This is a genomic window from Agrobacterium sp. 33MFTa1.1 (genome assembly GCF_004328495.1).
GTDB lineage: Bacteria > Pseudomonadota > Alphaproteobacteria > Rhizobiales > Rhizobiaceae > Agrobacterium > Agrobacterium pusense.
In genome coordinates, this window is the sequence record NZ_CP036358.1 from 1,467,991 (window position 1) to 1,488,492 (window position 20,502).

Annotated in this window: 22 protein-coding genes; 16 read left to right on the top strand and 6 right to left on the bottom strand. The window is 59.3% G+C overall.

From position 1 onward, the window contains the following. Positions 1–825 precede the first annotated feature (825 nt). From EYD00_RS07495 to EYD00_RS07535, 9 genes are all read left to right on the top strand, one after another. A complete protein-coding gene (locus EYD00_RS07495; protein WP_193604412.1) occupies positions 826–1,953 on the top strand; it encodes an ABC transporter substrate-binding protein in 1,128 nt (375 codons plus the stop codon). 131 nt (positions 1,954–2,084) lie between these two features. Then, positions 2,085–2,762, top strand: a complete 678-nt coding sequence (gene rpe, locus EYD00_RS07500) for a ribulose-phosphate 3-epimerase (RefSeq protein ID WP_004442425.1) — start codon at positions 2,085–2,087, stop codon at positions 2,760–2,762. A 61-nt stretch (positions 2,763–2,823) separates the two neighbouring features. Next, positions 2,824–3,330 (top strand): hypothetical protein, encoded by a 507-nt coding sequence (locus tag EYD00_RS07505; RefSeq protein ID WP_034499155.1) that lies wholly within the window; start codon positions 2,824–2,826, stop codon positions 3,328–3,330. Positions 3,331–3,411: 81 nt separating this feature from the next. After that, positions 3,412–4,719: an adenylosuccinate lyase gene (gene purB / locus EYD00_RS07510; protein ID WP_004442427.1), complete on the top strand. Its 1,308-nt coding sequence runs from the start codon at positions 3,412–3,414 to the stop codon at positions 4,717–4,719. A gap of 80 nt (positions 4,720–4,799) precedes the next feature. Beyond that, positions 4,800–5,363 (top strand): alpha/beta hydrolase, encoded by a 564-nt coding sequence (locus EYD00_RS07515; RefSeq protein ID WP_004442428.1) that lies wholly within the window; start codon positions 4,800–4,802, stop codon positions 5,361–5,363. A gap of 205 nt (positions 5,364–5,568) precedes the next feature. Continuing rightward, positions 5,569–6,333 carry a phosphoribosylaminoimidazolesuccinocarboxamide synthase gene (gene purC, locus EYD00_RS07520; protein WP_004442430.1) on the top strand — a complete coding sequence of 255 codons (765 nt, stop codon included), beginning with the start codon at positions 5,569–5,571 and terminating at the stop codon, positions 6,331–6,333. 54 nt (positions 6,334–6,387) lie between these two features. Continuing rightward, positions 6,388–6,630, top strand: a complete 243-nt coding sequence (purS, locus tag EYD00_RS07525; RefSeq protein ID WP_003507918.1) for a phosphoribosylformylglycinamidine synthase subunit PurS — start codon at positions 6,388–6,390, stop codon at positions 6,628–6,630. Positions 6,631–6,649: 19 nt separating this feature from the next. Further along, a complete protein-coding gene (gene purQ / locus EYD00_RS07530) occupies positions 6,650–7,321 on the top strand; it encodes a phosphoribosylformylglycinamidine synthase subunit PurQ (protein ID WP_004442432.1) in 672 nt (223 codons plus the stop codon). A 77-nt stretch (positions 7,322–7,398) separates the two neighbouring features. Further along, entirely contained in the window at positions 7,399–7,803 is a 405-nt protein-coding gene (locus EYD00_RS07535; protein ID WP_004442434.1) for a hypothetical protein, read from the top strand. Between the two features lie 272 nt (positions 7,804–8,075). On the opposite strand, the gene EYD00_RS07540 is transcribed toward EYD00_RS07535, so the two are convergent. Next, entirely contained in the window at positions 8,076–8,381 is a 306-nt protein-coding gene (locus EYD00_RS07540) for a DUF1127 domain-containing protein (RefSeq protein ID WP_004442436.1), read from the bottom strand. A gap of 93 nt (positions 8,382–8,474) precedes the next feature. On the opposite strand from EYD00_RS07540, the gene EYD00_RS07545 reads away from it, so the two are divergent. The 4 genes from EYD00_RS07545 to EYD00_RS07560 all read left to right on the top strand — a co-directional run bounded on the left by EYD00_RS07545 (position 8,475) and on the right by EYD00_RS07560 (position 13,184). Further along, positions 8,475–9,893: an aminotransferase-like domain-containing protein gene (locus EYD00_RS07545; protein WP_004442438.1), complete on the top strand. Its 1,419-nt coding sequence runs from the start codon at positions 8,475–8,477 to the stop codon at positions 9,891–9,893. 107 nt (positions 9,894–10,000) lie between these two features. Beyond that, the gene (locus EYD00_RS07550) at positions 10,001–10,585 is read left to right on the top strand and encodes an acyloxyacyl hydrolase (protein WP_004442440.1); all 585 of its coding nucleotides are present in this window, start codon (positions 10,001–10,003) and stop codon (positions 10,583–10,585) included. Between the two features lie 114 nt (positions 10,586–10,699). Next, positions 10,700–12,934, top strand: a complete 2,235-nt coding sequence (purL, locus tag EYD00_RS07555) for a phosphoribosylformylglycinamidine synthase subunit PurL (protein ID WP_004442443.1) — start codon at positions 10,700–10,702, stop codon at positions 12,932–12,934. A 16-nt stretch (positions 12,935–12,950) separates the two neighbouring features. Next, positions 12,951–13,184 carry a BolA family protein gene (locus EYD00_RS07560; protein WP_003516012.1) on the top strand — a complete coding sequence of 78 codons (234 nt, stop codon included), beginning with the start codon at positions 12,951–12,953 and terminating at the stop codon, positions 13,182–13,184. A 117-nt stretch (positions 13,185–13,301) separates the two neighbouring features. On the opposite strand, the gene EYD00_RS07565 is transcribed toward EYD00_RS07560, so the two are convergent. Next, on the bottom strand, positions 13,302–14,450 hold the full coding sequence (locus EYD00_RS07565) for a hypothetical protein (protein WP_004442450.1): 1,149 nt from the start codon (positions 14,448–14,450) through the stop codon (positions 13,302–13,304). A 110-nt stretch (positions 14,451–14,560) separates the two neighbouring features. Here EYD00_RS07565 and EYD00_RS07570 point away from each other — a divergent pair, with 110 nt between their 5' ends. From EYD00_RS07570 to EYD00_RS07580, 3 genes are all read left to right on the top strand, one after another. Further along, on the top strand, positions 14,561–14,809 hold the full coding sequence (locus tag EYD00_RS07570) for a hypothetical protein (RefSeq protein ID WP_004442452.1): 249 nt from the start codon (positions 14,561–14,563) through the stop codon (positions 14,807–14,809). A 146-nt stretch (positions 14,810–14,955) separates the two neighbouring features. After that, a complete protein-coding gene (gene grxD / locus EYD00_RS07575) occupies positions 14,956–15,291 on the top strand; it encodes a Grx4 family monothiol glutaredoxin (protein WP_004442454.1) in 336 nt (111 codons plus the stop codon). Positions 15,292–15,428: 137 nt separating this feature from the next. Further along, positions 15,429–16,637, top strand: a complete 1,209-nt coding sequence (locus EYD00_RS07580) for a multidrug effflux MFS transporter (RefSeq protein ID WP_006698780.1) — start codon at positions 15,429–15,431, stop codon at positions 16,635–16,637. Between the two features lie 221 nt (positions 16,638–16,858). Here EYD00_RS07580 and EYD00_RS07585 read toward each other — a convergent pair whose 3' ends face one another. From EYD00_RS07585 to EYD00_RS07600, 4 genes are all read right to left on the bottom strand, one after another. Further along, positions 16,859–17,683: an inositol monophosphatase family protein gene (locus EYD00_RS07585; RefSeq protein ID WP_022556490.1), complete on the bottom strand. Its 825-nt coding sequence runs from the start codon at positions 17,681–17,683 to the stop codon at positions 16,859–16,861. A gap of 30 nt (positions 17,684–17,713) precedes the next feature. Then, positions 17,714–18,541 carry an inositol monophosphatase family protein gene (locus tag EYD00_RS07590; RefSeq protein ID WP_004442460.1) on the bottom strand — a complete coding sequence of 276 codons (828 nt, stop codon included), beginning with the start codon at positions 18,539–18,541 and terminating at the stop codon, positions 17,714–17,716. Positions 18,542–18,557: 16 nt separating this feature from the next. Beyond that, a complete protein-coding gene (gene ttcA, locus EYD00_RS07595) occupies positions 18,558–19,484 on the bottom strand; it encodes a tRNA 2-thiocytidine(32) synthetase TtcA (RefSeq protein ID WP_004442462.1) in 927 nt (308 codons plus the stop codon). Positions 19,485–19,545: 61 nt separating this feature from the next. After that, positions 19,546–20,475, bottom strand: coding sequence for a glutaminase (locus EYD00_RS07600; protein ID WP_004442464.1), 930 nt, complete (start codon positions 20,473–20,475; stop codon positions 19,546–19,548). Positions 20,476–20,502 lie beyond the last annotated feature (27 nt).

A 20,502-nucleotide genomic window follows, 5' to 3' on the forward strand; every position in this document is an offset into this window, starting at 1 on the left:
CCCGGGCGTCGAATAATGACGTCGGATGCGGAATTTTCAAAATCGAAAACGGCGGATCTGATTGGGTCAAAGCCAGAATTTTGGACAACGGCACGCTTAATCCACGCCATTTCTTTCCTGGAACGCTTATCGCGAGAGAATGGCTTTGCGTTAAGTTCTCCGAACTCAATTTTAAATTGCCTAAATTAGAGCTATGTAAAAAACCGCCCCAGTTTCCTGAAGCGGTTTATACGTAATAAAAAAAATAGAATATAGAAGCGAATATAGTCTGGCAGTGCTTATAATCGGAACACTTTCCGAGGCTTTTTACAGCCAATTTCAGTCGTCCCCTGAAACAATTCCATCTAAGCTAATCATTTACTTTCCGTCAAGCAATTCTTCTCGCAAATGCGAAAAAAACATGGCGAAAAAGAGGTGGGGAATTAGAAGGTTTCTATATTAAACTTAGATATCAATAAATTACAGATATGAAAATAAAATGTGCAGATTTATGACGTGCACTGCAAAAGGCATAATCAGCAACAAGGCCTTCGCTGGAGTGTGCTTATACGCGCCACTTGTAATAGTTTTATGAAGTAAAACGGCACGTGGCGGATTTATGAAATACTTCTTCAGTAAAGCGGGACAGAAAGAAGATAGCGGGGCGAAAAAGAGCAGCGCTGCGGCATGGCCGCGAGGCACCATTATCGGCCGACGGCAACAACCACAAGATGCCGCGTCCATCTCGGCATTCGGATCGCCCGACATCGAAGCCAAGCTGCCGCAGTCCAGGCCCCGGCGTGCGATTATGATGGACGACCGGCGATTTTTCCTTTGGAAAACCGATTGGTGCCGATAAACATCAGATCGGGACAACAGGATTTCGACCACGTCATGCTTTCACTTCGCCTGCTAACGATCATCGCCGGTTTTGCCTTTGCGGGTTCCGCAAGCGCGGCATCGATCGGGATCGTTGCCCCGCAGAGCGGTCCCTACGAGCTTCTCGGGCAACAGGTCCGGCAGGGCGCCAAGGCGGCAGCTGCAAAACTCGGCCTGGATGTCGTGGAGATTCACGAGAGCTGCGAAGACGGCAGTGGCGGCGCGATTGCCGATGGCCTCGTGGCGGCGAAAGTCAGCGCCGCGATCGGCTTCCTGTGCACGGAAACGCTTCAGGACGTTCTGCCGCCGCTCAAGGCCGCGGCCGTTCCGGCCATCACGCTTTCCAGCCGCGCACCCATCCTGATGGAGGACGCGCTGAAATATGGCTGGCCGCTTTTTCGCCTCGCCCCATCGGATCGGGCCGAATCGGCAAGGGCTGCGGAAGTCATTCTTCGCGACTGGAAAGGCCACCCGATCGGGCTCGTGGATGACGGCACGATCTACAGCCGCGAATTGGTCGACCGTATCCGCTCTACGCTGGAGGAAAACGGGCTGAAGCCCACCTTTGCCGATACGATGCGACCCAATCAGGAACAGCAGGTGGCGCTTGTGCGCCGGCTGGCGCGCACCGGCATTACCCATGTCTTCATCGGCGCGGAACGAAACGATATCGCCGTCGTGGCACGGGACGCCGCTTCAGAGAATTTTCCGCTCACCATTCTGGGCGGCGATACGCTGAACGCCGCCAACACCCCCCTCGCACTGGCTGCGAACGTGATGGCCATCACGCGCCCGGCCTATGACACACTGCCTTCGGCGCAGGGGGCGGCCGGCGAACTGCGCGCCGCAGGCATCGAACCCGAAGGTTACGTCCTTCCAGCCTATGCCGCCACCGAACTGACGGCGGCGCTGGCGGAAGCGGCCCAGGCGCAGTCGAAACCGGCGCCGGAGATACTGGCGTCCGGCACGGCCTTCAAAACCGTGATTGGCGATCTCGCATTCAACCCGTCGCATGAGCTTTCGGACAATCCCTACCGCCTGCAGCGCTGGAACGGCCAGCGCTTCGAACCGGCGGACAAAGCCGAAAGGCAGTAGCTGCAGCCAGCACCGGGACAAATTCGCGGACGGCAGCGGAAAACCATCAGCAACCTCACCGCTGACCGTTTCAAACCCCGATGCATGATGTTAAAGGCAAACTTACGCAACGCGTCGAGAGGAGTTTGCCCATGTCCCTGCCCATCCGGATAGCACCGTCGATCCTGGCTTCCAATTTCGCCAAGCTCGGACAGGAAGTCGCCGATGTCACCGAGGCCGGCGCGGACTGGATTCATCTCGATGTCATGGACGGGCATTTCGTGCCGAACATTTCCTTCGGGCCTGATGTCATCAAGGCGCTTCGGCCGCACAGCAATGCCTTCTTCGATTGCCATTTGATGATCGCCCCCGTCGATCCCTATCTCGAAGCCTTTGCCAAGGCCGGCTGTGACAGCATCACGGTGCATGCGGAGGCCGGCCCCCACCTGCACCGCTCTCTCCAGACCATTCGCGGACTGGGCCTGAAGGCTGGCGTCACGCTCAACCCGGCAACGCCGCTTTCCGTTATCGAAAACGTGCTCGATGATGTCGACCTCGTGCTGATCATGAGCGTCAATCCCGGCTTCGGCGGCCAGAAATTCATTCCCGCCATGCTCGACAAGATCCGCGCAGCCAAGGCGATGATCGGTCAGCGGCCGATCGAACTGGAAGTGGATGGCGGCGTGACGGCGCAGACCGCAGGCGATATCATCGCCGCCGGCGCCAATGCACTGGTAGCGGGCTCCGCAGTCTTCAAAGGCGATGGCGTGGAGGATTATCGCAAGACGATCGCCCTCCTGCGCACGGCCGCGGAAGCCGGACGGGCGTAATCCGTCACCGCCGAATGCGGAAAGCCGGATGCGGCACAACGAGGCGTCGGGGGGGAATGTCATGGAAAGCGGCAGGCGGAATTTCCGCGACAGGGCTCTTCCAGCATTGTTCATTCTGCTTGGCGCGCTTGGCTGGAGCGTTTGTTCAGCGGCGTCAGCCGCTATCGGCCTCTATGCTCGTAACAGGCTGGAAACCGATCACGTCGCCGATATCATCACGCTTTTCTTCACGGGCGGATTTTTCGGCTGGCTGCTGGCGCTGGCAGCATTGCGCGTTCTCCCTGCCTTAAAATCCCAACAATTGCGTCTTGCGACAGCATGTCTCGCAATCGCTTTCTTCACGCTCTCCGTGGCGGCAGCATTGTTCGCGTTCGAGTACCGCATCTTTTATGCGCAATGGCATGCGCCAACGTTTTCCCGCATCTGGTTTTTTCAGCAGCTTTTCACGTCGCTCGGTGCAGTCTACCAGTTCGTCGTTCTGGGACTTGGTCTTTATTTTCCCTTCGCCGCACTTCCGCTCGTGCCCGCAGGGGCAATGCTCTGCCGGCGTGCACCGCAAGCGGCGTAGGCATGCAGCTTGATAGATTGAGATTAGCGGAACACTTTGCTAAACGGGCAGCAAATTTCCTCTACTAAGAAAGTCATTGCCATGATCCCTCGTTACTCCCGGCCGGAAATGGTCGCCATCTGGTCGCCGGAAACAAAATTCCGCATCTGGTTCGAGATCGAGGCGCATGCCTGTGACGCGCTGGCCGAGCTCGGCGTCATCCCGAAGTCAGCAGCCCAGACCATCTGGGAAAAGGGCGGCAGCGCCACCTTCGACGTCGCCCGCATTGATGAGATCGAGGCCGTCACCAAGCATGATGTCATCGCCTTCCTCACCCATCTCGCAGAATTCGTCGGTCCCGACAGCCGCTTCGTGCATCAGGGCATGACCTCGTCGGACGTGCTCGATACCACGCTCAACATCCAGCTCGTGCGCGCCGCCGATCTGCTGCTCGCCGACATGGACCGGGTGCTTGCGGCTCTCAAGACCCGGGCCTTCGAACATAAGAACACGGTGCGCATCGGCCGTAGCCACGGCATCCATGCCGAACCGACGACGATGGGCCTCACCTTCGCCCGCTTCTACGCCGAGATGCACCGCAACCGTGAGCGCCTCGTGAACGCCCGCGCCGAAATCGCCACTGGCGCAATCTCCGGCGCTGTCGGCACCTTCGCCAATATCGACCCCCGCGTCGAGGAACATGTCTGCGAAAAGCTCGGGCTCATCCCCGAGCCGGTTTCCACGCAGGTCATCCCGCGTGACCGTCACGCCATGTTCTTCGCCACCCTTGGCGTCATCGCCTCGTCGATTGAAAACGTCGCCATCGAAATCCGCCACATGCAGCGCACCGAAGTTCTGGAAGCGGAAGAGTTCTTCTCTCCCGGCCAGAAGGGCTCGTCGGCCATGCCGCACAAGCGTAACCCGGTTCTCACAGAAAACCTCACCGGCCTCGCCCGTCTGGTGCGCATGTCGGTCGTCCCGGCCATGGAAAACGTTGCCCTCTGGCACGAGCGCGACATCAGCCACTCCTCCGTGGAGCGCGCCATCGGCCCCGACACGACAGTCACTCTGGACTTCGCATTGAACCGTCTGGCAGGCGTCATCGAAAAGCTGGTGATCTACCCGGACAACATGCTGAAGAACATGAACAAGTTCCGTGGTCTCGTGCATTCGCAGCGCGTTCTCCTGGCGCTGACGCAGGCTGGCGTATCGCGCGAAGACGCCTATCGTCTGGTCCAGCGCAATGCCATGAAGGTCTGGGAACAGGGTGCGGACTTCCTTGAGGAACTGCTGGGCGACGAGGAAGTGCGCGCTGCGCTCCCCGAAGAGGTCATCCGCGAAAAATTCGACCTCGGTTACCACACCAAGCATGTCGATACGATCTTCGCCCGCGTCTTCGGCAACGCCTGAGACTTGAGCTGAACCCGAGAGCTTGACGTTAATGCCGCCGCGACCTTGATCGCGGTGGCATCACAACACAGATATGGCGCATGAAAGTTTCAGAAGCAGATATCCTGATCGTCCCCGGTTATACCAATTCCGGCCCGGACCACTGGCAGAGCCGCTGGGAGCGCAAGCTCTCCACCGCCCGCCGTGTCGAGCAGGCGGAATGGTCGAAACCGGTGAAGGAAGATTGGGTCGCCAGGCTGGTAGAGGAGGTCAACGCCTCCACCAGGCCCGTCGTCCTCGTTGCCCATTCGCTTGGCGTTCCAACGGTGATCCACGCATTGCCTGAAATCGGCAAGAAGGTATCCGGCGCGCTTCTCGTTGCGCCGCCTGATGTCGCCAATCCCGAAATCAGGCCGAAGCATCTCATGACCTTCGGGCCTTACCCGCGCGATCCGCTGCCCTTTCCGGCGATCACCATCGCCAGCCGCAACGATCCCTTCGGCTCTTATGAACACGCCGACGACATCGCTGCTGCCTGGGGTTCGCTTTTGATCGATGCCGGCATGTCCGGCCACATCAATGCCGAGTCCGGGCACGGCCCGTGGCCGGAGGGCGGCATGGTCTTCGCGCAATTCCTGAGCCGCCTTAAAGGCGTCGAGCCATGACGAGAGCCGCCAACTGAAATCCGCATCGCCCCCCGCCCCTGCCGCGGCCCGGTTTTGCGGATGAAACAGTTCGGCGGCCCTGTCACAAGAATTGAAGGGAAATATGCCAGCCGCATTGTAGAATGCACTCTTTTCCTTTATGGGACCGCTTCAAAGACCAAACGCAACGCCACCAGAATCGGCGTCAACCAAGAGACCTGCAATTATGAACCGTCGCCGCCGTATTTACGAAGGCAAGGCCAAGATCCTTTACGAGGGTCCGGAGCCAGGCACGCTTATCCAGTTCTTCAAGGATGATGCGACCGCCTTCAACAAGAAGAAGCATGAAGTCATCGACGGCAAGGGCGTGCTGAACAACCGTATCTGCGAATACGTCTTCACGCATCTGAACAAGATCGGCATTCCCACCCACTTCATCCGCCGCCTCAACATGCGCGAGCAGCTGATCAAGGAAGTGGAGATGATCCCGCTCGAGGTCGTCGTGCGCAATGTCGCCGCCGGCTCGCTTTCCAAGCGCCTCGGCATCGAGGAAGGCGTGGTGCTGCCACGCTCGATCATCGAGTTTTATTACAAGTCGGATGAGCTCGAAGACCCGATGGTCTCCGAAGAGCACATCACGGCTTTCGGCTGGGCCAACCCTGCCGAGCTTGACGACATCATGGCGCTCGCCATCCGCGTCAACGACTTCCTCTCCGGCCTGTTCCTCGGCGTCGGCATTCAGCTCGTCGATTTCAAGATCGAATGTGGCCGCCTCTTCGAAGGCGATATGATGCGCATCATCCTCGCCGACGAGATTTCGCCCGACAGCTGCCGTCTCTGGGACATCGAGACCCAGAAGAAGATGGACAAGGACCTCTTCCGACGCGATCTGGGCGGTCTTCTGGAAGCTTATTCCGAAGTGGCGCGCCGTCTCGGCATCATCAATGAAAACGAACCGATCCGCGGCACCGGTCCTGTTCTGGTAAAGTAATATCGGCTCGTGAAATAATATTGGCCTCGTAGGGTAAAATCAGGAGAAGATCAGGTGATCAAGGCACGGGTGACTGTTACGCTGAAGAACGGCGTTCTCGATCCGCAGGGCAAGGCAATCGAAGGCGCGCTTGGCAGCCTCGGGTTTGGTGGCGTCGGCCATGTCCGTCAGGGCAAGGTTTTCGATCTGGAACTGGAAGGCGCCGACAAGGCGAAGGCCGAAACCGATCTGAAGGCAATGTGCGAAAAGCTCTTGGCCAACACGGTCATCGAAAACTACGCCATCGCCATTCTCTAAGCTCCAGGAGCCGCCGTCCATGAAATCCGCTGTCGTCCAACTTCCCGGCCTCAACCGCGACCGCGACATGATCGCGGCTCTGACGAAAATTTCCGGTCAGGCGCCTGTCACCATCTGGCAGACGGAGACGGATATTCCCGATGTCGATCTGATCGTTATTCCCGGCGGCTTCTCTTATGGCGACTATCTGCGCTGCGGCGCGATTGCCGCCCGCATGCCTGTCATGCAGGCCATCCGCGAGAAGGCGGAAAAGGGCGTGAAGGTTCTCGGCGTCTGCAACGGCTTCCAGATTCTGGTCGAAGCCGGCATGCTGCCGGGCGCCCTGATGCGCAACGCCTCGCTGAAATTCGTCTGCCGCGAAGTGAAGCTCGAAGTCGCCAATAACGACACCGATTTCACCCGTGCTTACGACAAGGGCCAGATCCTGCGTTGCCCCGTCGCCCATCACGATGGCAACTACTTCCTCGATGCGGATGAGTTGAAATCGGTCGAGGGCAACGGCCAGGTCGTGTTCCGTTATGCCGAAGGCACCAACCCGAACGGCTCGCTGAACGACATTGCTGGCGTCATCAATGCCAAGGGCAACGTTCTCGGCATGATGCCGCATCCGGAAAACCTGATCGAAGCCGCCCATGGCGGCAATGACGGCCGCGGCCTCTTCGCTTCGGCGCTTGGCGTCATCGCAGCCTGACAGACGGGCGGGCTTTGAGCCCGCTTTTTTGATGCCGGCTGACGGCGTCGTTTTGGCCCTCTCTTCTGGATGACCTGATGTCTTTTGCCCGTCGATCGAATACCCTCAAGGCGACCGGATTGTTTCTAGCTGCGGCGACCCTGGCTGCTTGTCAGCCGAAACCACAGCCGACAGCCTCGGTCTCCCGCGCCGCTCTCCCCACAATGGAACGGATAGCGCTTGGCGCGAATGCCTGCTGGTTCAAATCGGGGGATGCGGCTTTCAAGGCCTATCGTCTGGCCCCTGAACTCAATTCCTTCTCAGGCCGTCCGCGCATCCTGCTCGTGCCGCGCAACAGTCCGGAATCGCGGCCCATGCTGGTCGTTCAGGCTGAAGGCAACCCGGCAAAGCTCGACGCTTTTGGCCCGGTGATGAACGAGGCCATTTCCAGCCGCATCGCAACCGACGTCAAGCGCTGGGCGAATGGCGGCAAGGGCTGCTGATCTCATCGTAGTATTCTAGCCCTGCATATCGGGCGAGGCGTATCCGCGTCGCTCATTCCTGTGCTTGTCACAGGAATGAGGAAAGGGGAACGCTCGGCAAAAGGCAGACGCCGGCACAAAAAGCTCTTACCACGTACCATTTATCAATTTGCCGAAGCTGCTCTAAGGTACGTAAATAAAAAAACCCGCCAACGCCGGTTGGGAATGGCGTGGCGGGCTGCCGCACGGCTTGATGGCGCCGGGGAAAGAAGGCGCCGCTCTCCGGCAAAAAATTAAAGCGGCCGTGTTGGCCATGAAAAAAGCTGGGATTTCGCCGCTTCCTTCAGGGCTTCATCGCGCGTTACGCCGATATCTTCCAGAAGATCATCAGACAGTTCCCGCAAAGCGAGCCGTCCCTGCCGCTTCCGGTGCCAGTTGAACATGCCCGCAATCAGGCGACCAATTGGCGTGCTGGCGATCTTGGCCGGAAAAGGCGCCGGTGCGACCATGTCGCCGGCATCGCGGAACACGCGTTCCCGTTCGTAACCATCAGGATAGAGCGTATCCGCTGTCGAAAGGTATTGATCCATCTTGCGCATATTGCACCTATTGTCTCCGTGCGTTTGTCTTCATGGAATGCAGACAATAAATACAATTGACTTGCGAAGAGATACAATGCATAAATCGTCACCATGACAAATTGGCTTCCTGATCTCACTGTGGGCGACGGCCCGATATATCTGCGCCTCGCCGACAGTATCGAGGGTGCAATTTCCGATGGCACCCTGCAGGCGGGCTCGAAATTGCCGCCGCAGCGCAACCTCGCTTATGACCTCGGCGTGACAATAGGTACAATCAGCCGGGCCTACGCGCTTATCCACGAGCGCGGCCTGGTCAGCGGCGAGGTCGGCCGCGGCACCTATGTCAATGAGCGCAAGACCCCGGCCCCCTCAGCGCCCATGGAGACGGTGGCGGCAGCCTTCGGCAGCACACGCCACGCTGTCGATAGCAGCGCCGAATTCCGGCTCAACACCACGGCGGCACCCGATGTCGGCCAGAGTGTGCTGATCGCCAGGCATATCGAGGCTGTCGCCCGCGAACATGCCTACGACGTCACCAATTACGCCCGTTCCTTTCCTGACAACTGGTGCATGGCGGGCGCTCGCTGGCTTTCCCAGAACGGCTGGTCGCCAAAACCGGAAAACATCGTCTCGACGCTTGGCGCCCATGCGGCGGTGATGAGTGTGGTGACGGCCATGACCGCCCCGGGAGACCGTATCGTCTTCGAACCCGTGACCTATTCCCATATCAGCCGCAGCGCCACACTTGCCGGACGGCGGGTGACGCTGGTTGAAGCGGATGAAAAGGGCATTGTCCCTGACGATTTCGAGCGCGTCTGCGCCCAGCAGCATCCCAAGATGATCTTCCTGATGTCCGCCGGCCAGAACCCGACCTGCGCCACGCTGCCGGAAGAGCGTCGCCGTGCGATAGCCGATATTGCCCGCCGGTATGGTGTCTGGGTCGTAGAGGATAATCTTTATGGCGCGATGACGCGTGAGGCGATCCCGCTGATTGCTGAATTTGCGCCCGACATTACCTTCGTCGTCGGCGGCCTGTCGAAATCCGTTGCCGCTGGCGTTCGTGGCGGCTGGGTCGCCTGCCCGGCGCAATATTCGTCGCGCATCCGCATTTCCCACTCGATGCTGACAGGCGGTCTGCCCTTCATGCTGGCCGAAGTGAATGCCCGCCTCGTCAACAGCGGTGACGCCGACGACATTCGCAAGGACTGTATAGCCGAGATCAACCAGCGGGAGGCGATTGCCCGGCGGGCCTTCGCCGGACTGGATTTCAATTCGCTGCCCGACATCGCCTTCCTGTGGCTGAGACTGCCCGAACCCTGGCTTTCCGGCACGTTCCGAAACGCGGCGATGAAAGAAGGCGTGCTGATAGATGACGAGGATGAGTTCAAGGCCGGCCGCACCGACAAGGTTTTCCATCGGGTGCGTGTCAGCCTTTCTGGTCCATCGAACCAGCAAGAGTTGACCCATGCCCTCGGCATCCTGCGCCACCTGCTCGACAACGGCTCGGCCGGTTACGAAAGCGTTGCCTAAGGGGCGGAGAGTCTTTCCTGCAACACCCGGCCTAATTCAGTAACTTATCATTTACCAAACCGACAAACCTGCCATCCTTTCCGCAATTCGAGGTGGGGAATGATTCGATGGCAGCATTCAATTCCACAGGTGTGAGGGCGTGTTTTGCGCTGGCGATCCTTCTTGCGGCATTGATCGGCATCATGCCCGCCACTGCTGCGGAAGGCACCGTCTTCGACGAATTGCGCTTCGGCGCAACCACCTCGATCTCCAATCACGACAATGGCGGTGAGGATGGCGTCTTTCCGGCCTTCACCGCCTATTTTGATCCCTTCGCCAGTGCATCTGCGGTGACGCTCGGCCAAAAACTCTCCCGCCCACGGCTACATATCGGTGGCGAGATCGGCACTGAGGGCTCGGCGAATACCATTTACGGCGGCGTCAACTGGACCTTCGATCTCAACCCGAAGATCTTTCTCGATTTCGGTTTTGGCGGCCTCTGGCACGATGGCAAGCTGAGAAACAGTGCCGGCGAAACCGGTGCGGAATTCGGCTGCCGGGTGCTTTTCCACGAATATGCGGCGGTCGGCTATCGTTTCGATAATAACTGGAATATTTCGACCCAGATCGAGCATGCATCACATGCCAATCTGTGCGATGGGCCCAATGACGGACTGACCCGCGTCGGCCTCATGGTCGGCTACAGGTTCTGAAGAAGCCAAGAAAGCAGCGTTTTGCGGGTAAAACCGCGCATTTTCCTGTCGCACCTTTGAGCCTCTTGCGCTAAAGAACCGGAAACTTCCCTCGGCTCGAACCGCGTGAGACCTATGTCGATTCCAAACTCCATCAAGATCACCCCGGAACTCGTTGCATCCCACGGGCTGAAGCCCGACGAATACCAGCGTATCCTCGACCTGATCGGACGGGAGCCGAGCTTTACCGAGCTCGGCATCTTCTCGGCCATGTGGAACGAGCACTGCTCCTACAAGTCGTCCAAGAAGTGGCTGAAGACCCTGCCCACCAAGGGACCACGCGTCATCCAGGGCCCCGGTGAAAATGCCGGCGTTGTGGATATCGACGATGGCGATTGCGTCGTCTTCAAGATGGAGAGCCATAACCACCCCTCCTATATCGAGCCCTATCAGGGTGCGGCGACCGGCGTCGGGGGTATCCTGCGTGACGTCTTCACCATGGGCGCGCGCCCGATTGCAGCCATGAACGCCCTGCGCTTCGGTGCGCCCGACCACCCGAAGACCCGCCATCTCGTGGCCGGCGTCGTTGCCGGTGTTGGCGGCTACGGCAACTCCTTCGGCGTGCCGACGGTTGGCGGCGAAGTGGAATTCGATCCGCGCTATAATGGCAACATCCTCGTTAACGCCTTTGCCGCCGGTCTTGCCAAGTCCGACGCGATCTTCCTTTCGGAAGCCAAGGGTGTGGGCCTGCCGGTGGTTTATCTCGGCGCAAAGACCGGCCGCGATGGCGTTGGCGGCGCGACCATGGCCTCTGCCGAATTCGATGAGTCCATCGAAGAAAAGCGCCCGACCGTTCAGGTCGGTGACCCCTTCACGGAAAAGTGCCTGCTGGAAGCCTGCCTCGAGCTGATGAAAACCGGCGCGGTCATCGCCATTCAGGACATGGGCGCCGCCGGCCTCACCTGCTCGGCCGTGGAAATGGGCGCCAAGGGCGACCTCGGCATCGAGCTTGACCTCAATGCCGTGCCGGTGCGCGAAGAGCGCATGACTGCCTATGAAATGATGCTGTCCGAAAGCCAGGAGCGCATGCTCATGGTTCTCGAGCCCTCCAAGGAAGAAGTCGCCAAGGCGATTTTCGTGAAATGGGGTCTGGACTTCGCCATCGTCGGCAAGACCACCGACGACCTGCGTTTCCGCGTCATTCACAACGGCGAGGAAGTCGCCAACCTGCCGATCAAGGAACTGGGCGATCAGGCTCCGGAATATGACCGCCCGTGGACGCCCGCGAAGGTGCCCGCCCCGCTTGCAGAAAACGACGTCCCCGCTGCCGATATCGCCGATGCGCTGGTATCGCTCGTCGGTTCGGCCAACAATTCTTCGCGCCGCTGGGTCTACGAGCAGTATGACACGCTGATCCAGGGCAATTCCCTGCAGCTGCCGGGCGGCGACGCCGGTGTGGTTCGCGTCGAAGGCCATGACAAGAAGGCGCTAGCCTTCTCCTCCGACGTCACCCCGCGTTACGTCGAGGCCGACCCCTTCGAAGGCGGCAAGCAGGCCGTGGCCGAATGCTGGCGCAACATTACCGCAACCGGCGCCCTGCCGCTCGCGGCCACCGACAACCTGAATTTCGGCAACCCGGAAAAGCCCGAAATCATGAGCCAGCTGGTTCATGCCATCAAGGGTATCGGCGAAGCCTGCCGCGTGCTGGAATTCCCGATCGTTTCCGGCAACGTCTCGCTCTACAACGAGACCAATGGCCAGGCGATCCTGCCAACCCCCACCATTGGCGGCGTCGGCTTGCTGAAGGATTGGGGCCGCATGGCGCGCATCCGTTTTGCCGCCGCTGACGAAGCGGTGCTGCTTGTCGGCGCACCTGCCGGCCTCGGCACCCACATCGCGCAGTCGGTGTACATGCGTGATATCCATGGCCGTATCGACGGCCCTGCCCCGCATGTCGATCTCGCCGCCGAAAAGAAGAACGGCGATTTCGTGCGTGGCATCATCACGGATGGCCTCGCCACCGCCGTTCACGATTGCTCCTCGGGAGGTCTGGCGCTCGCGGTTGCCGAAATGGCGATTTCCTCCGGAATCGGCGCGACCATCGATGCGGTCGAAGGCCACAACCCGGTCCTCACCTTCTATGGCGAAGATCAGGGTCGTTACGTGCTCACCGTGAAGAAAACCGATCTCGACAAGGTACTGGGTGCTGCGAAGGCAGCCGGCGTTTCCTGCGCCAACATCGGCGTTACCGGTGGTTCCACCGTAAAGCTGGGCACGGCGCGCGCCGTCGAGATTAAAGAATTGCACTCGGCCTATGAATCGTGGTTCCCTCAGTTCATGGACGGCGAAACTCTAGTCGCCGCAGAATGAATTAAGGAGAAACACCATGCCCATGAAACCCGGCGACATTGAAGACATGATTAAGGCGGGAATTCCCGGGGCAAAGGTCACGATCCGCGATCTGGCCGGTGATGGCGATCATTACGCGGCGGAAGTCGTGGCAGATGCATTCAAGGGCAAGACCCGCGTGCAGCAGCACCAGATGGTCTATGACGCGCTGAAGGGCAATATGGGCGGCGTCCTGCATGCCCTTGCCCTGCAGACCTCGGCGCCCGAATGATGACTGAGATCACCGGTCTCTGTCCCATCGGCTGAAAGACCTGACGGCTGAAGAATAAAGAAAGGCCCGCGTGATAGTCCCACGCGGGCCTTTTCATATTCGACGTTATCGAAACCTCTAAAGAGCAGGCGGCGTTTGTGACTCGAGGTCGGCAAATGAGGCGGCTGGCAGAGGCCCGGCCGTCAGCAGGGTAAAGTCGTAACCGGACCTGCGATCAGGCCCGAGAACATATTGCCGGTGCATTCTGAGGAAATTCCGCTTGTTCTTCTTGTAACGCTCCGGTGAAAGCGAATGCTTGAAGCGGATCGGCACGATTTTCGGTTGCGGCGCATCGCCATGACCGGTCAGCGCCACCGTGTTGCAACGATATAGATGGATCGGATCTGTGAGACACTGGATATCGAACCATGTCACCTCAGGGTGACGTGCGATGACGCCAATGCTCTGACGAAGCCGCACGGCGCTCGACAGAAACGCGCATTGCAGGGCCGCCCCACCCAGCGTTGCGAAAGACAACTTCCGTCCATCCAGTGCCTCCGGCTTCAGCTCCAGCACGCGGCCGATGACCGCGAGGGCCAAGCTGGCGCCCATGCTGTGCGAGACCACCAGAGCCTCATCCGAAGACTGCTCCAGCGCCGTCAGGACAAGCGCTGCCTTCTCTTCGATCCAGCCTCGGGCAATCGGCTCGTCGCGGCCGACTGCGAGTGCGAACCGCCAGTCCGCATAAAGATGCAGGGTGTGAAAGCGCTCGGCAAACGGCAGGAAAGCCTTGTTGAAAAACAGGGCGGCAGCCGGAAGGCTGACCACCAGCAGCCACAGCGGTAAGGCGAAAAGCCAGGACGACAGGCCAATCACCGCCGCAAGCACGCCACCGGCAAGCATCAGCAGGAACGGAAAAATAAAGAACAGCCCAAAACGCCATGCATGGCGGAAGTAGCGCGCCGCGCCCCCCTCACCGATAATGCCCGCTCCCGCCTTGAAGCCCTGCCAGATCTGCCGCCAGACCGGCGCATTCCGCAATTGTGAGATGACGGCATTATGATCATAGACGATGATGTCCGAACGCGTCCGCCAATCGCCTGACGAGGATTCCACGGTGAATGTTTCGCCGCCCGGCCTGTTCTCCAGCGGCCCCACTGCATAATCGACGGCCCATGTTTTTCCTGCCAGCGCGGCGGCACGCTGATAACGCAGATGATGGGCAGCGGCATCCAGCGGATCGAAACCCGGGAAATAAAGGACAAGTCGTGACGTGACGGTCGGCATGCATAAACCTTCGGGCTGGAGGCACCCGAAAGGATCGCTTGATACAGTGGGCGATGCACGTATAGTAAAAATCGCGACGGAAATATGATTTATTTAAAGGCGGAGAAAATTTGTCTGGCATCGTCGATCAACTGATAAACGGCGTCGTCAAGGGCGCTTTGTCGGAAGTCCTCACCAAGACCGGCATCCGCAAGACGCGCCGCGCACGCCGAACGAAAAGCACCGGTTCTCTTGCCGGCGGTATTGTCGGCTCCGTTCTGGAAGCCGCAATCAAGGCCGCAGTCAAACCGAAGCCGGCCAAAAAACAGGTCAGCAAAAGACGCACCGCCGCCGCGCGCAGCCGGCAGAGATATCGCTAGGCGTCGGAAGACCGTTTTTTGGCGCGTTATGCGTTGCAGGAGGCACGCATTTTTTCCTTCCGACGGGTGGAAATCGCGCCACGACATGTTATTTAGAGGCTAACAGAAAGCAGCGGCCTTGAACCGCATGTGAAAGGAATAGGCCTATGAGCGGCATTCACGACATGATCGACAGCGAAGTGAAGAGCAACGACATCGTTCTTTTCATGAAGGGCACCCCGCAATTCCCGCAATGCGGTTTTTCCGGCCAGGTGGTACAGATCCTCGATTATCTCGGCGTCGACTACAAGGGCATCAATGTGCTTGCCGATGCCGACATCCGTCAGGGCATCAAGGACTATTCCAACTGGCCGACGATCCCGCAGCTCTACGTCAAGGGTGAGTTCGTTGGCGGCTGCGACATCGTGAGAGAGATGTTCCAGTCCGGCGAATTGCAGAGCCACTTCCAAGAACAGGGTATCAGCGTCCGCGGCGCGGCCTGATTTCGGCCGGTTCATCCGGCCCACCCTGATTGTCAGAAATTTATGCCAGGCGTTGCTTCATGCAACGCCTTTGCCGTTCTTTTTGGGGCAATCCTGTGACAAATCTTTCACAATCCACCGCTTCGCGCGCAGGCTCGATGGGGCGTACGGAATTCATTGCGCTGGCCGCAATGCTGATGGCGTTGAACGCGCTCGCCATCGATATCATGCTGCCCGGGCTTCAGGAAATCGGCGCCTCGCTGGGCGTCGAGAATGAAAACCATCGCCAATATGTCATTTCGGCCTACCTTCTCGGTTTCGGCGTCGCCCAGCTTCTCTATGGGCCGATCTCGGACCGTTTCGGTCGCCGCAAGCCGATGCTCTTTGGTCTCGCGATTTACATCGTTTCAGCGCTTGCGGTCGTTTTTGTGCCGTCCTTCTCCGGCCTGCTGCTCCTGCGTTTCATTCAGGGCATCGGTTCTGCGGCGACACGCGTCATCACCATCTCGATCGTCCGCGACATCTATGGCGGCCGCCAGATGGCTGAAGTCATGTCGCTGATCATGATGGTTTTCATGGTTGTTCCGGTCATCGCGCCCGGCACTGGCCAGATCGTGCTCTTCTTCGGAAACTGGCACCTTATCTTTGCCTTCATGGCCGGCATCGCTGCCGTGGTAACGGCCTGGATGTATTTCCGCCTGCCTGAGACCCTGCATCCGGACGATGTCCGCCCTTTCACCGCCCGTTCGGTACTCGGCGGTTTCAAGATCGTGCTCACCAACCGCATTGCGCTTTGCTACACGCTCTCCAGCACCTTCATCTTCGGTGCGCTGTTCGGCTTCATCAATTCCGCTGAACAGGTCTACAAGGGCATTTACGGCCTTGGTCCATGGTTCGCGGCGGCATTTGCCGGCGTCGCCCTGTTCATGGCCTTTTCGTCCTTCATCAATGCGAGGCTTGTCGGAAGGTTCGGCATGCGCAAGCTGTCGCACGGGTCGCTGCTCGGCTTCATCGCCATCACCTTCATCTGGCTTGTGGTGCAGGTGCTGGGACCGGATCCGATGCCTTTCGCCATCTTCATCGTGTTCTTCGCACTTGCCATGTTCCAGTTCGGCTGGATCGGCTCGAACTTCAACTCGCTGGCGATGGAACCGCTTGGCCACGTCGCCGGCACAGCCTCCTCGGTGATTGGCTTCATGGGAACCATTGGCGGTTCGCTAATCGGCGCCGCCATCGGCCAGGCTTTCGACGGTACCGCACTGCCAATGGTGGCGGGCTTCTTCGTCGTCTCCATCATCGGCCTGATCTTTGTACTGATCGGCGAAAAGGGTGTGTTATTTCATGCCCACAACAAGCCGATCCGCTAAGGGACATGGAAAAATAAAAGGGCGCGGAATTCTGTTCCGCGCCCTTTTTTGTTTGCTGGTGGGTCTCGCCGACGGCCGTTACCCCGGAGCTGATCCGGGGTTCAGCCAGCCCAAGTCCTTGGGCTGAAAAAGGTCCTTCCGCCGCGCAGACGCGCCGCAGCTGGATGCCGGATCAAGTCCGGCATGACGGTGAAGGTTGTGCACCCCACAAATCCGGAGCCTCAGACCGTGAAAATCTTCTCGCGCAGCAATTCCCACGTCTCCTGATTAGGCGCCAGCAGCAGCCCGCCATCCACATGGCGTGGCAGATAAGGCGAGCCATCAAGGCGGGCGGCATAGGCGCCCGATTCCTGCGAGATCAATGTGCCGGCCAGGTGGTCCCAGGGCATCAGCTTGTTGTACATGAGGAAATGCATGTGACCGCCGCAGAACAGGCGATACTCATGTGCGGCGCAGCGATAGCTGGTGAAGAGCCGCACATCGGCCAGGTTCACCAGAATCTTGCGGCGCGTCTCCACGTCGAAATAACCGGTATTGGCGATACCCACCATCTGCGACAGTTCCGGCGCCGGCACGACCGACATCTGCGTCTGCGCGCCATCGGCGCTGCACAGCCATGCGCCGGAGCCCTTTTCGGCAATGGCCCAGTCATTGCCCATGGGATCGAAGATCAGGCCGGCGACAGTCTCGCCCTTAGAGATGATGCTCATCATCACGCCGAAAAGCGGCAGGCCGGACGCAAAATTATAGGTGCCATCGATCGGATCGACCACGACAGCCAGATCGGCATCGGCAAGCTTGCCAAGCAGCGAAGCGTCGGCCGCCACCGCCTCCTCGCCGATGAACAGAGCATTCGGCATGATCTCCTGCACGCGGGCGCGGATCAACCGCTCTGCGGCCTCGTCAGCCTCGGTAACCAGGTCGATCGCTTCGGTCTTGATCCTGACGTCGCCATCGCCCAGATTGCGGAACCTCGGCAGGATTTCAACCGCAGCAGCCTCCTGAAGCGCATTGGCAAGAGAGGCGATGTCGAGTTCGAGAGCCATGGGCGAGATCCTTCCATTTGAGCATAAATCTTATAAGGCGACGATTTCCCGCCGCAGCATCTTCCAGCTTTCCTTGTCGGGAGCAGAAAGTATGCCACCGGTCGTCTGGCCGGGCCGATAGGGCGTGTTGTCGAAACGCGCCGTGTAACCACCCGCTTCCTGATGGATGAGCACGCCTGCAAGGTGATCCCATGGCATCAGCTTTTCATGGCCGATGAAATGAAGATTGCCGGCGGAAGCGAGCCAATATTCATGTGCGGAGCAGTTGAGCGACAATGCCATCTTTATCTTCGCCATATTGGCGGCGATCACCGGCCGGCGATCCGGATGGCTGTGGCCCCACGAAAAGAGGCCGACCATGTCGGACAGTGGCGCGGGATCGGCAACCTTCAGCTTTGCCTGCGATCCGTTTTTGCGGTGGAGATAGGCGCCCTCACCTTTCAGACCAATGATGGTGTCCCCCATGACGGGATCGTGGATAAGTCCAGCCACGGTCTCACCCTTGACGGTGACCGCAAGCAGCGTACCGAAGGCGGGAAAGCCGGAAGCGTAATTGAAGGTGCCGTCGATGGGATCGATCACGAAGGCAAGCGGCGCGTCGGCAAGGGCGGGAATGACGGAATGATCCGCGTCATAGGCCTCTTCGCCAACAATATGCGCCTTTGGAAACCGCTCGAGCAGCGCTGCGGTTATCAGCTTTTCGGCCAGAACATCCGCCTCGGTGACGAGATCGACGGCGGATGTCTTTTCGGAGATGGCGCCAGCGCTCAGGTTCCTGAAGCGGGGCATGATTTCATCCGTACCGGCTGCGGCAACGGTGGCAACGAGGAAATCGATATCTTTATCGGAAAGGGTCATCGCGCGGGGCACTTCTTCATAAGGGAGGGTGGGCCTCCCTAGGCTCTTCAGATGACGCCCCCGTGACAGAAAGCGCCGAAAAATCAAAAAGTCTGGGGTCGAGGAGATGGGAAGGGTTCACATGTGCCAGCGCCCGCAGCATCACATCCTTCCGACCGGGCATACGCCGCTCGATATCCGCCAGCATTTCCTTCATGGCGTTGCGCTGAAGCCCGTCCTGCGAGCCGCAAAGGTCGCAGGGGATGATCGGAAACTCCATTGCGGCCGCAAATTTCGCCATGTCTTCTTCGGCGCAATAGGCAAGCGGGCGCATGACCATCAGGTCACCCTCGTCATTCAAAAGCTTTGCCGGCATGCCGGCCAGACGTCCGCCATGGAAGAAGTTCATGAAGAAGGTCTCGAGAATATCCTCGCGGTGATGGCCGAGCAGCAGCGCGTCGCAGCCCTCCTCCCGCGCGATGCGGTAAAGATTGCCGCGCCTGAGCCGCGAACAGAGCGAACAGTAAGTGCCGCCGGAGGGCACCTTCTCCTTCACCACCGAATAGGTGTCGCGATATTCGATGCGATGGGCAACCCCGATCTTAGCCAGATACTCCGGCAGCACGTGCTTGGGGAAATTAGGCTGGCCCTGATCGAGATTGCAGGCAATCAGTTCCACCGGCAAAAGGCCGCGCCATTTGAGATCGAGCAGCAGCGCCAAAAGGCCGTAGCTGTCCTTGCCGCCTGACAGGCCGACCAGCCAGCGCTTCTGGCCATTCAGCATGCCGAAATCTTCGAAGGCCTGACGCACATTGCGGAGCAGCCGCTTGCGCAGCTTGTTGAACGAGACCGAACGCGGCGCATTGTCGAACAGCGGATGCGAGTTGCCGTTCTCTTCCGAAGGCTCGTGATCTGCCTCCACCTTATCAGCGATATCATCGATCCTGGTGAGAATATTCATCATCCGCTCGCTCCGGCTCGACTGCCGTTCTTAATGGAGGCAATGCCCCCATCCGCCGGCAATATCAAGCCCCGAATACGGACCAGCCGGTTTTCGTCGCCAGCATTTCCAGCGCATGTGACCCGAGCGCCGAGTTGCCGACCTTGTTGAGGCCCGGCGACCAGACCGCGATCGATGCCTTGCCGGGTGCCACCGCCATGATGCCGCCGCCGACGCCGCTCTTGCCCGGCAGGCCGACATGATAGGCGAAATCGCCCGACCCGTCATAATGACCGCAGGTCAGCATCAGCGCATTGATGCGCCTTGCGCGGCGGTCCGACACGACGGTATGCCCCGTCAGCGGGTTGCGGCCGCGATTGGCCAGAAACAGGGCGGCGCGGGATAGCTGCGCGCAGGTCATGGAAAGCGCGCACTGATGGAAATAGACCCCGAGCGTATATTCCACGGGGTGATGCAGATTGCCGAAGGAGCGCATGAAATTGGCGAGCGCGAAATTGCGGAAACCCGTCGCCTGCTCGGATTTCGCCACCGTATCGTCGATGCTGATCGTGTCATCATCAGCGAGATACCGCACGAACCGCAGGAGCTCGCCGATCGCCTCGCGCGGCTGATGGCCGGACAAAACGATATCGGTCACCACGATCGCCCCGGCATTCACGAAGGGGTTGCGGGGAATTCCGTGCTCGTGCTCCAGCTGGACTATGGAGTTGAAGGACGATCCCGACGGTTCGCGACCCACTCGGTTCCATACCGTCTCACCGGCCTTGCCGAGCGCCAGCGTCAGCATGAAGACCTTGGAAATGCTCTGGATCGAAAACGGCGTCAGCGCATTGCCAGCCGTATAAGTCGTTCCATCGACCGTGGTGATGGCGATGCCGAACTGGTTGGGATCGACCTTGGCGAGTTCGGGAATGTAATCCGCAACCTTCCCCTCGCCCAGCCTCGGCAGCATGCTGTCATGGATGGAATCGACGATACCCTGAATGTCCTGCATGCAAAGCCTTCCCCAGCAAACAAAAAA

Excerpts from the sequence above, each read along its gene's own strand:
- rpe (WP_004442425.1), top strand. The coding sequence starts at position 2,085 with ATGTCCCTGCCCATCCGGATAGCACCGTCGATCCTGGCTTCCAATTTC.
- EYD00_RS07505 (WP_034499155.1), top strand. The coding sequence starts at position 2,824 with ATGGAAAGCGGCAGGCGGAATTTCCGCGACAGGGCTCTTCCAGCATTG.
- purB (WP_004442427.1), top strand. The coding sequence starts at position 3,412 with ATGATCCCTCGTTACTCCCGGCCGGAAATGGTCGCCATCTGGTCGCCG.
- EYD00_RS07515 (WP_004442428.1), top strand. The coding sequence starts at position 4,800 with ATGAAAGTTTCAGAAGCAGATATCCTGATCGTCCCCGGTTATACCAAT.
- purC (WP_004442430.1), top strand. The coding sequence starts at position 5,569 with ATGAACCGTCGCCGCCGTATTTACGAAGGCAAGGCCAAGATCCTTTAC.
- purQ (WP_004442432.1), top strand. The coding sequence starts at position 6,650 with ATGAAATCCGCTGTCGTCCAACTTCCCGGCCTCAACCGCGACCGCGAC.
- EYD00_RS07535 (WP_004442434.1), top strand. The coding sequence starts at position 7,399 with ATGTCTTTTGCCCGTCGATCGAATACCCTCAAGGCGACCGGATTGTTT.
- EYD00_RS07540 (WP_004442436.1), bottom strand. The coding sequence starts at position 8,381 with ATGCGCAAGATGGATCAATACCTTTCGACAGCGGATACGCTCTATCCT.
- EYD00_RS07545 (WP_004442438.1), top strand. The coding sequence starts at position 8,475 with ATGACAAATTGGCTTCCTGATCTCACTGTGGGCGACGGCCCGATATAT.
- EYD00_RS07550 (WP_004442440.1), top strand. The coding sequence starts at position 10,001 with ATGGCAGCATTCAATTCCACAGGTGTGAGGGCGTGTTTTGCGCTGGCG.
- purL (WP_004442443.1), top strand. The coding sequence starts at position 10,700 with ATGTCGATTCCAAACTCCATCAAGATCACCCCGGAACTCGTTGCATCC.
- EYD00_RS07560 (WP_003516012.1), top strand. The coding sequence starts at position 12,951 with ATGCCCATGAAACCCGGCGACATTGAAGACATGATTAAGGCGGGAATT.
- EYD00_RS07565 (WP_004442450.1), bottom strand. The coding sequence starts at position 14,450 with ATGCCGACCGTCACGTCACGACTTGTCCTTTATTTCCCGGGTTTCGAT.
- grxD (WP_004442454.1), top strand. The coding sequence starts at position 14,956 with ATGAGCGGCATTCACGACATGATCGACAGCGAAGTGAAGAGCAACGAC.
- EYD00_RS07580 (WP_006698780.1), top strand. The coding sequence starts at position 15,429 with ATGGGGCGTACGGAATTCATTGCGCTGGCCGCAATGCTGATGGCGTTG.
- EYD00_RS07585 (WP_022556490.1), bottom strand. The coding sequence starts at position 17,683 with ATGGCTCTCGAACTCGACATCGCCTCTCTTGCCAATGCGCTTCAGGAG.
- EYD00_RS07590 (WP_004442460.1), bottom strand. The coding sequence starts at position 18,541 with ATGACCCTTTCCGATAAAGATATCGATTTCCTCGTTGCCACCGTTGCC.
- ttcA (WP_004442462.1), bottom strand. The coding sequence starts at position 19,484 with ATGATGAATATTCTCACCAGGATCGATGATATCGCTGATAAGGTGGAG.
- EYD00_RS07600 (WP_004442464.1), bottom strand. The coding sequence starts at position 20,475 with ATGCAGGACATTCAGGGTATCGTCGATTCCATCCATGACAGCATGCTG.